8 protein-coding genes are annotated in these 8,707 nt (G+C 73.4%); 3 read left to right on the top strand and 5 right to left on the bottom strand.

All coding sequences use genetic code 11. The features are described 5' to 3' along the window. Positions 1-298 precede the first annotated feature (298 nt). Both BZY54_RS36735 and BZY54_RS36730 read right to left on the bottom strand, forming a co-directional pair. A complete protein-coding gene (locus BZY54_RS36735; protein ID WP_086729643.1) occupies positions 299-2,146 on the bottom strand; it encodes a glycoside hydrolase family 3 protein in 1,848 nt (615 codons plus the stop codon). A 326-nt stretch (positions 2,147-2,472) separates the two neighbouring features. Continuing rightward, positions 2,473-3,384, bottom strand: a complete 912-nt coding sequence (locus BZY54_RS36730) for a LysR family transcriptional regulator (RefSeq protein ID WP_086729642.1) — start codon at positions 3,382-3,384, stop codon at positions 2,473-2,475. A gap of 115 nt (positions 3,385-3,499) precedes the next feature. On the opposite strand from BZY54_RS36730, the gene BZY54_RS36725 reads away from it, so the two are divergent. Both BZY54_RS36725 and lpdA read left to right on the top strand, forming a co-directional pair. Beyond that, entirely contained in the window at positions 3,500-4,456 is a 957-nt protein-coding gene (locus BZY54_RS36725; protein WP_244217520.1) for an EamA family transporter, read from the top strand. Positions 4,457-4,485: 29 nt separating this feature from the next. Then, positions 4,486-5,886 carry a dihydrolipoyl dehydrogenase gene (lpdA, locus tag BZY54_RS36720; protein ID WP_086729641.1) on the top strand — a complete coding sequence of 467 codons (1,401 nt, stop codon included), beginning with the start codon at positions 4,486-4,488 and terminating at the stop codon, positions 5,884-5,886. Positions 5,887-6,010: 124 nt separating this feature from the next. Here lpdA and BZY54_RS36715 read toward each other — a convergent pair whose 3' ends face one another. Both BZY54_RS36715 and BZY54_RS50525 read right to left on the bottom strand, forming a co-directional pair. Further along, positions 6,011-6,505 carry a hypothetical protein gene (locus tag BZY54_RS36715; protein ID WP_086729640.1) on the bottom strand — a complete coding sequence of 165 codons (495 nt, stop codon included), beginning with the start codon at positions 6,503-6,505 and terminating at the stop codon, positions 6,011-6,013. Positions 6,506-6,600: 95 nt separating this feature from the next. Beyond that, entirely contained in the window at positions 6,601-6,846 is a 246-nt protein-coding gene (locus BZY54_RS50525) for a hypothetical protein (RefSeq protein ID WP_143668207.1), read from the bottom strand. A 257-nt stretch (positions 6,847-7,103) separates the two neighbouring features. Between BZY54_RS50525 and BZY54_RS36710 the strand changes: the two genes are divergently transcribed. Next, positions 7,104-7,760 carry a GNAT family N-acetyltransferase gene (locus BZY54_RS36710; RefSeq protein WP_086729645.1) on the top strand — a complete coding sequence of 219 codons (657 nt, stop codon included), beginning with the start codon at positions 7,104-7,106 and terminating at the stop codon, positions 7,758-7,760. Here the strand turns inward: BZY54_RS36710 and BZY54_RS36705 are convergent. Further along, positions 7,744-8,544, bottom strand: coding sequence for a sugar phosphate isomerase/epimerase family protein (locus tag BZY54_RS36705; protein WP_086729639.1), 801 nt, complete (start codon positions 8,542-8,544; stop codon positions 7,744-7,746). The genes BZY54_RS36710 and BZY54_RS36705 overlap by 17 nt on opposite strands. Positions 8,545-8,707: the final 163 nt, after the last annotated feature.

Genomic DNA, 8,707 nt, shown 5'->3' with positions numbered 1-8,707 from the left:
CACCGCGCCGTAGCCGACCGGCTGCGGCGCGGTGGTCGTTCCGGTGGGCGGGCCGTCCTGCCCCGCCGAGCCGGAGGGCGGCTTCTGGCACCCCGTCAGCAGGGCGGCGAGCAGCACCGGCAGGGCGCACCCCACCCCCACGGCCCCACTAATGCGCATCGTCATCCCCCGGGTCCTCCCCGTCCAGCGTGGCCCGCCGCAGCGGGGCCACGCCAGACGCGCGGGGTGGTTCGGGCCGGTCGGGGGTGGTGCGCCGGGTGCGCTCCGTACGTCTCGTACGTCCGTTGCGCGAGCCCGGCTAGTAGGACAGGCCGTACCCGATGGGGTACAGGACCTTCGCCGGGTCGTCCGCCCGCTGCACGGGCACCGGCAGCTTGCCGCGCGGCTCGACCCGGCCGGCGATCACGCGTGCGGCGGCGCGCAGTTCCACGTCGGTCCACGAGTAGGCCGCGAGGCAGGCCGGGACGGACGGGAGCTGGGCGACGTCGTACGGGTTGCGGATGGCGACCGCGATCACCGGCCTGCCCGTCGCCACCAGCCGGTCCACCAGCCTCTGCTGCGCGCTGCCCGCCGTGACGTTGTACGTCCCGACCACCACGGCGTCCGCGTCCCCGGCCGCCGCCACCGCCTTGTCGATGGTCGCCGCGGACGGGGCGGTGCCGGTCGACAGGGCGGTGGCCGTGAAGCCCAGCTCGGTCAGGGCGGCGGCGAGCACGCCGGTGGGCGGGCCGGTGGTGCCCGACGGGGAGGCGGGGTCGGCGCCGACGACGAGGATCTTGTTGTGACTGCGGCGGGACAGCGGCAGCAGACGGCCCTCGTTGACCAGCAGGGTGGTCGTCCGGTCGGCGATGCGGTCGGCCGCCGCCAGATGCTGGGGAGTGCCGACCGTGCGGGCGACGCCGGCCTGGGTGACGTACGGGTCGTCGAGGAGGCCCAGCCTCGCCTTCAGCCGAAGGATGCGCAGGATCGATTCGTCGAGCCGGGCCTCGGTCAGCTCCCCGCTGCGCACGGCAGCCAGGACCGCGTTCCAGGCGACGTCCAGGGAGGGCGGGTTGAGCAGCTGGTCCACGCCTGCCTTCAGGGCGAGTACCGGCACCCGGTCGTCGCCGTACTTGGTGCGGACGCCGTCCATGCCGAGGGAGTCGGTGATCACGACGCCGTCGTAGCCCAGCTCGCCGCGCAGGATGCCGGTGAGGATCGGGTGGGAGAGGGTGGCCGGGTCGCCGGAGTCGTCGAGCGCAGGGAACTGGATGTGGGCCGTCATGATCGAGTCGATGCCGGCCCGGATCCCGGCCCGGAAGGGCACGGCGTCCAGCTGCTCCCACACCTCGCGGCTGTGGGTGATGACCGGGAAGCCGTAGTGGCTGTCGGTGGCGGTGTCGCCGTGTCCGGGGAAGTGCTTGGCGGTCGCCGCGACCCGGGACCCCTGGTAGCCCTTGACCTCAGCCGCCACCAGCCGCCCCACGGCGTCCGGGTCGGCCCCGAAGGACCGTACGCCGATGACCGGGTTGGCCGGGTTGACGTTCACGTCGGCGTCGGGGGAGTAGTCCTGGTTGATGCCCATGGCGCGCAGCTCGGCACCGGAGATGCGACCGAGCGTGCGGGCGTCGGCGGCCGAGCCACCGGCCCCGATCGCCATGGCGCCCGGGAAGAGCGTCGCGGGCTTGCCGACGCGGCAGACGATGCCGTGCTCCTGGTCGGTGGCGACGAGCATCGGCAGGCCGCGGGGCTGCTCGAGGGAGGCCCGCTGGATCCCGTTGGACAGATCGGCGATCTGCTGGGGATCGCGCGTGTTGTGGGCCCAGGCGAAGTAGATGATGCCGCCGACGCGGTACTTGGCGATCAGTTCGGCGGCGGTGCGGACGCCGATCTCGTTGAGGTTGGCGTCGATGTCGGCCTGGTCGGGAGCGGTGGCCGAGTGGCCGTAGACCCGCATCACGAAGAGCTGGCCGACCTTCTCCTCCAGCGTCATCCGGGAGATGAGGGCGTGCAGCTGGCTGTCGTCTCGGGATGCGGCGTGGGCGGTGCCGGTGCCCTGGACCGCGAGGGCGGCGGTGATACCGGCGGTGGCGGCGAGGACGGTGCGGCGGGAGGGTCGTGCGGTGTGTCCCGGTCTTCCTGGGCCGTCCGTGCTGGCGTCGTGCACGTGCGCTCCTTCCGGAGGGGTTCCGCTGGAGAATCGCTGAAGGAAACTTCCGAGGTGTCACCAATATCCGGGAAGTTTCTGCCAGTCAAGGGAACGCGCAGCAGGAGAAGGTCCGGTGAGGGGCCGTCATCGGCGCTGTGGGAGGGGGCGCGCCGATGACGGCGGGCCGCCGGGCGCGGTACGGAGGAGAGGGTGGTCGGCGGTCACCGCGGCAGCGAGAGCCGACACCGCACCGCGCAGACTCGTCCGGCAGCGTGCCGATGAGACGAACGCGGGCGGACCCGGGTTCCCGCCCCGGTCGGCCCGCCGGTCGCGGGGCGAGCCGTTCAACCGCGGGACGCGACCGCCGGCCAGTGCCGGCGCAGGGTGCCGACCGTCTCCGCGATGGCCGGCCGGCGGGCGGCACCCGTGCGCCACAGCGCGTACAGCCGGCGCACCGGCATGGGGTCCAGGGGCACCTCGACGACGCCCTCGGGCAGCGGTCCGCGGCCCAGGCGCGGGATGAGCGCGACGCCGAGCCCGGCGGCGACCAGGGCGACGAGGGTCGGGTTCTCCTCGGCCTGGTGGACGACGTCCGGCTCGTGACCGGCCGCGCGCAGGGTGCGCAGCAGCCAGTCGTGGCAGACCCGGCCCGGCGGCTGGCAGATCCACCGCTCCCCGCCCAGCTCGGAGCGCCGCACCGCCGTCCGGCCCGCGAACGGATGCCCGGCCGGCACCAGCAGGTCGCACAGGTCGTCCCCGATCACCGCCTGCTCCACCCCGGCCGGGGCGGGCAGCGGCGCGATGTCCCAGTCGTGCGCGACGGCCAGGTCGACCGCGCCCTTGGCGACCAGGTCCACCGACAGGTGCGGGTCGACCTCGCTGAGCCGGGCGTCGAGCGCGGGATGCCGCCGGGCGAGGTCCGCGAGCACGGGCGGCAGCAGCCCGCGCGCCGCCGAGGCGAACGCCGCGATGGTCAGCCGCCCGGCCGGCACCCCGCGCCGCTCCTCCAGCTCGGTCTCCGCCCGCTCCACGATCGCCAGCAACTCCCGCGCGGCGGAAACCAGTTGGTGCGCCTCGTCGGTGAGCCGCACCCCACGCCCCTCGCGCTCCAGCAGAACCGTCCTGGTCTCCCGCTCCAGCTTGGCGATCTGCTGCGACACGGCCGAGGAGGTGTATCCGAGCGCGGTGGCGGCCGCCCCGACGGTCCCGTGCACGGACACGGCGTGCAGGGCGCGCAGACGCTGGAGATCGAGCACGGTTCCTCCCGAGGGGCCGGGTGGGATGGATCGGCGGACCGATTAGTGATTCTTCATCCCACAGTGCAGCAATCATCGCTGGTGCTTCACGGTCCGGGCGAGTGATCCTCGACGCATGCGACCACCCCATGTGCTTCTCGCCGTCCTCGTCGCCGCCGTCTGGGGCGTGAACTTCACCGTCATCGAGTTCGGCCTCGGCCACTTCCCGCCGCTGCTGTTCTCGGCCCTGCGCTTCCTGGCCGCCGCGCTGCCCGCCGTCTTCTTCGTGGGCCGGCCGAAGGTGGCCTGGAAGTGGATCGTGGCGGTGGGGCTGGTCCTCGGGGTCGCCAAGTTCGGGCTGCTGTTCGTGGGGATGGACGCCGGGATGCCGGCCGGGCTGTCCTCGCTGGTGCTCCAGATCCAGGCGGTGTTCACGGCCCTGTTCGCGTGTGCGGCCCTGGGCGAACGGCCCACCCGGCTGCGGCTGGTGGGCATGGGCGTGGCGCTCGCCGGGATCGCCGTGGCCGCCGTGGACGAGGGCACCTCCGGCCCGCTCGGCGCCTTCGCCCTGGTGATCGCCGCGGCGGCCTGCTGGGGCGTGTCCAACGTCCTGACCCGCAAGGCGGCACCGCCGGACGCCCTGAACTTCATGGTCTGGGTGAGCACCGTCCCGGTCCTGCCGCTGCTCGGCCTCTCCCTCCTGACCGAGGGTCCCGCACGCGACCTGTCCGCGCTGCGCGCCCTGGACTGGCAGGGCGCGGGCACCGTCCTCTACGTCGCCTGGGTCACCACGGTGTTCGGCTTCGGCGCGTGGGGGTGGCTGCTGCGCCGCCACCCCGCCTCCACGGTCGCGCCCTTCTCCCTCCTCGTCCCGGTGTTCGGCATGTCCTCGGCGGCCCTGTTCCTCGGCGAGCCGGTGACCGGGCTGCGCTGGTGCGCGGCGGCGCTGCTGGTGGGCGGGGTCGCGCTGACGTCGCTGGGCCCTGTCGTCAGACTCCCGTCCGCCCCGCGGCGCCGTGCACGCCCGCTCGACGCACCCCCGGTGATCGGTGAGGGGAAGGTCACAGTGGGTGGCCGGGCATCCCGGTTGTAGCTCCGCCCGGTTCGGACGAAGGTGGCCTTGTGAGCCAACACTTTGACGTTCTTGTCCTGGGAGCAGGTCCCGGCGGCTACACCGCTGCCGTACGCAGCGCTCAGCTCGGCCTCGCCACCGCGGTCGTCGAGGAGCGCTACTGGGGAGGTGTGTGCCTGAACGTCGGCTGCATCCCTTCCAAGGCCCTGCTGCGCAACGCCGAGATGGTCCAGTTCGTCACGAACGAGGCCAAGGCCTACGGGATCTCCGTGGGCGACGACGTCTCGGCCGACTACGGGCCCGCCTACCAGCGCAGCCGCAAGGTCGCGGACGGCAGGGTGAAGGGCGTTCACTACCTGATGAAGAAGAACGCCATCACCCAGTTCGACGGCCGTGGCACCTTCACCGACGACCACACCCTGGTCGTGGCCCTCACCGACGGCGGCACCGAGACGGTCACCTTCGACCACTGCATCATCGCGGCCGGCGCGAGCCCGCGGCTGCTGCCCGGCACCTCGCTGTCGGAGCGGGTGGTCACCTTCGAGAGCCAGATCCTCAGCGAGACGCTGCCGAACAGCATCGTCATCGCCGGCGCCGGCGCGATCGGCGTCGAGTTCGCCTATGTGCTGCGCAGCTACGGCGTGGACGTGACCATCGTGGAGTTCCTCGACCGCATGGTCCCGCTGGAGGACGAGGAGGTCTCCAAGGAGCTCGCCCGGCACTACCGCAAGCTGGGCATCGAGGTCCTCACGGGCACCGCGGTGGAGGCCATCGACGAGTCCGGAGAGCGGGTCCGGGTGACGGTGAACAAGGGCGGTGAGCGCCGGACGCTGGAGACGGACAAGGTCCTGCAGGCCATCGGCTTCGCCCCGAACGTCCAGGGCTACGGCCTGGAGAACACCGGCGTCCGCCTCACCGAACGTGGCGCCGTCGACGTCGACGGACGCTGCCGTACGAACGTGCCGCACATCTTCGCGATCGGCGACGTCACCGCCAAACTCATGCTGGCCCACGCCGCCGAGGCCATGGGCATCGTGGCCGCCGAGACGATCGCGGACGCGGAGACCATGGAGCTGGACTACGTCATGATCCCGCGGGCCACCTACTGCCAGCCGCAGATCGCCAGCTTCGGCTGGACGGAGAGCCAGGCACGCGAGCGCGGATTCGACGTCAAGGTCGTCAAGTTCCCCTTCAGCGCCAACGGAAAGGCCCATGGCCTGGGTCAGCCCGTCGGCTTCGTGAAGGTCATCAGCGACGGCCGGTACGGCGAGCTGCTCGGCGCCCACCTCATCGGGCCCGAGGTCACCGAACTGCTGCCGGAGCTGACCCTGGCCCAGCAGTGGGACCTGACCGTCCACGAGGTCGCCCGCAACGTCCACGCCCACCCCACACTCGGCGAGGCGGTCAAGGAGGCCGTCCACGGCCTTGCCGGACACATGATCAACATGTGAGGGCCGTCGCCTCCGGCCGGGGCGGGCGGCCCGTCCGCGGCGCAGGGCCGGACGGCCCGGCCGCCCCGGCCGCTCGCGCGGACCTCCATGCACGAAAGAGCGAGCCGTCCGGCCGGCGGCCGGGTCAGGCCACAACGGCCGCGACCAGGGCCGCCGCCCCGGACGCGACGGCGCAGCACCAGACGACCCGCGGAGCCGTCCCGAACCAGCGTGGTCCGGGACGGTCCGGGCGGCGGGACGCCCTGCCGAAGAGGAGCAGGGGAAGAGCCGTCGCCACGAGACCGCCTCCCGCCAGGCCCAGGGACAGCCAGCCGAGGGCGTAGTTCGGCCGGGCGGTGTAGTACGTGCCCGCGCCGGCCCGGGTGACGGGTATCCGACCGGTCAACCGGTGGCCGTCGGCTTCGTCCTGGAGCACGGCGCGGCCGTCCCGCACCCTCTCGTCGGCCGAGGTGAAGGTGCCGTGCCAGACCATGTGGAAGCTGCCACTGCTCCGGCCGTTGCCGTAGCCCCGGTTGCCGTAGAGCACCTGGAAGGTTCCCGGAGTCCCGGCGAGCCGCGCGGCGTAGGCGAAGTCGCGCGCCCCGGTGACGACGAGCACCAGGCCGGTGAGCAGCAGCAAAGCGCTGACGACACGGACCCCGAGCCGAGATCCCGACGCGGGCGCCGACGGGCCTGCGCCGACCGCGGGGGACGTACCCGTCGCCCTGTCGGACCTCACCGTGCCTCCAGCGCGCGCCGGCCGCCGGCCCCGCCGGGGTGTTCGCGGACGGTGAGCGTCGCCACCGACCGGCCGGCACACCGCGCGGCGGACGCCGGCACGACGGGCGCCGCCGGCGCCAGAAGGCCCCGGCAGGCGACGCCCCGCTTTCCCCGCTCGTACCAACTGGTGCCCAGCCCTGCCAGGGGCGGGATCCGGGCGGGCGCTCCGGAGGTGGCGGCCTCGGAAGACGCTGGTGACACCGTGCCAGATGTCCTTCCGTATCGCTTGAAGGCCTCCCCGGTATCCGACAGGACGTGTTCCGGGCGGTGGTGCGGGCGCCGTCACAGTAGTCGGCGTGCGAAGGGGCGAATCCGGCTATGTCAGACCGCCGAGGCGGCCGGATGCGCAACCCGTACGGTCATTTGGCCGCCGTCCGGCCGTCCCTTGACCACGGGATGACCCTCAGCCGGAGCCAAATCCGTTCGACCGCGCGGGGCGGGTGCGCCAGACTCCGGCTGTGACGTACATGTTGGAGGGACCCGTCCTGGAGGGCGCGCTCGTGCGGCTGGAGCCGCTGGAGCACCGGCACGCGGCCGATCTGGCGGTGGCGGCGGAGGAGGACCGGGACACGTACGCGTACACGTGGGTGCCCGCCGCCCACGACGTCGCGGCCTACATCGACGCCCAGCTCGCCCGCGCGGCCACCGGCCGGCTCGCGCCCTACGCGCAGATCTCCCTGGCCACGGGACGCGCGGTCGGCGCCACGGCGTACTGGGAGCCGCGCTGCTGGCGGGCGGAGGACCGGCTGGACGCCGTGGAGGTGGGCTTCACCTGGCTCGCCCGCTCGGCCCAGGGCACCGGCGTGAACGCGGAGGCGAAGTACCTGCTGTTCCGGCACGCCTTCGAGGAGTGGCAGGTCTCCCGCATCGACCTCAAGACCGACGCCCGCAACAGCCGTTCCCGCGCGGCGATCGAGAGCGTCGGTGCCCGCTTCGAGGGCGTCCTGCGCAACTGGTCGCGCTCCTGGGCCCCGGGGGAGGACGGCCGGCTGCGGGACTCCGCGATCTACTCGATCACGGCGAAGGAGTGGCCGGAGCGCGGGTCGTTCCTTCAGGCGAGGGTGCGCGAGGCCGTCCGGAGGGCCGGGCGGAGCGAGGCTACGCCGACTCGTTGAGCAGCCGGGCCAGATGCTCCCGGCCGGGGCCGAGCAGCTCCGGCAGCGGGGCCGCGGCCTCGTACCACCGCTTCTCGTACTCCCAGCACAGCCAGCCGTCCCAGCCACCGCGGGAGAGCACGTCCACGCACTCGGCCAGAGGAAGGACCCCGGCCCCGAGAGGGAGAGGCGTCGTGTCCTCGGCCGACGCGATGTCCTTGACCTGCACGTATCCCAGATACGGGGAGAGGGCGGCATAGGTCTCGGAGGGCTGCTCGCCGCCCAGCCAGGTGTGCATCACGTCCCACAGGGCCCCGGCGTCGCGGTGACCGACCGGGCCGAGGACGCGCAGGGCGTCGGCGCCGGTGCGGTGCGAGTCGTGGGTCTCCAGCAGCACGCGGACACCGAGTTCGGCGGCGTACTCGGCGGCGGTGGCCAGGCGCCGGGCGGCGACGGCGTCGCCCTCCTCGCGCGGCCGGCCCGGATCGCCGCCCGGGAAGACCCGGACGAAGGGCGCGCCCAAGTCCGCCGCCAACTGGAGGAGTTCCCGGATCTCGTGCAGGACGGGCGCGTCGTCGCCGGGCGCGGCGACCCGCGCGTACCCCGCGAGTCCCAGGACCTCCACCCCGCCCGCCGCGAAGGCGGCGGCCACCTCGGCCCGCTCCCCGGGCCCGAGCCCGGGGTGCACGGGTTCCTCGGGATGGGTGCGCAACTCGACACCGTGGTAGCCGTGCGAGGCGGCGAGCCGGACCACGTCCGGCACGGGCAGCCCGGGAACCCCGAGCGTGGAGAACGCCAGCTTCATACCGGGGGACCCTACCCGCGATCACGCCCGTCACGCGGTCGGAACGGCCCCCGCCCCGCGAGGAACCGGTCGCGACCGGAGGTGATCGGCGGACCGGTGCCGCGGCAGCGGCATCCCACCTGGGGTTTTGCTTTCGGGGGCCCGGAACGGGTCGCCCACTCGG

Source organism: Streptomyces carpinensis, assembly GCF_002154505.1.
GTDB classification, from domain to species: domain Bacteria; phylum Actinomycetota; class Actinomycetes; order Streptomycetales; family Streptomycetaceae; genus Streptomyces; species Streptomyces carpinensis.
The sequence above is the reverse complement of the archived record's forward strand: the minus strand, read 5'-3'. Positions and strand labels throughout refer to the sequence as shown.

Excerpts from the sequence above, each read along its gene's own strand:
- BZY54_RS36725 (WP_244217520.1), top strand. The coding sequence starts at position 3,500 with ATGCGACCACCCCATGTGCTTCTCGCCGTCCTCGTCGCCGCCGTCTGG.
- BZY54_RS36705 (WP_086729639.1), bottom strand. The coding sequence starts at position 8,544 with ATGAAGCTGGCGTTCTCCACGCTCGGGGTTCCCGGGCTGCCCGTGCCG.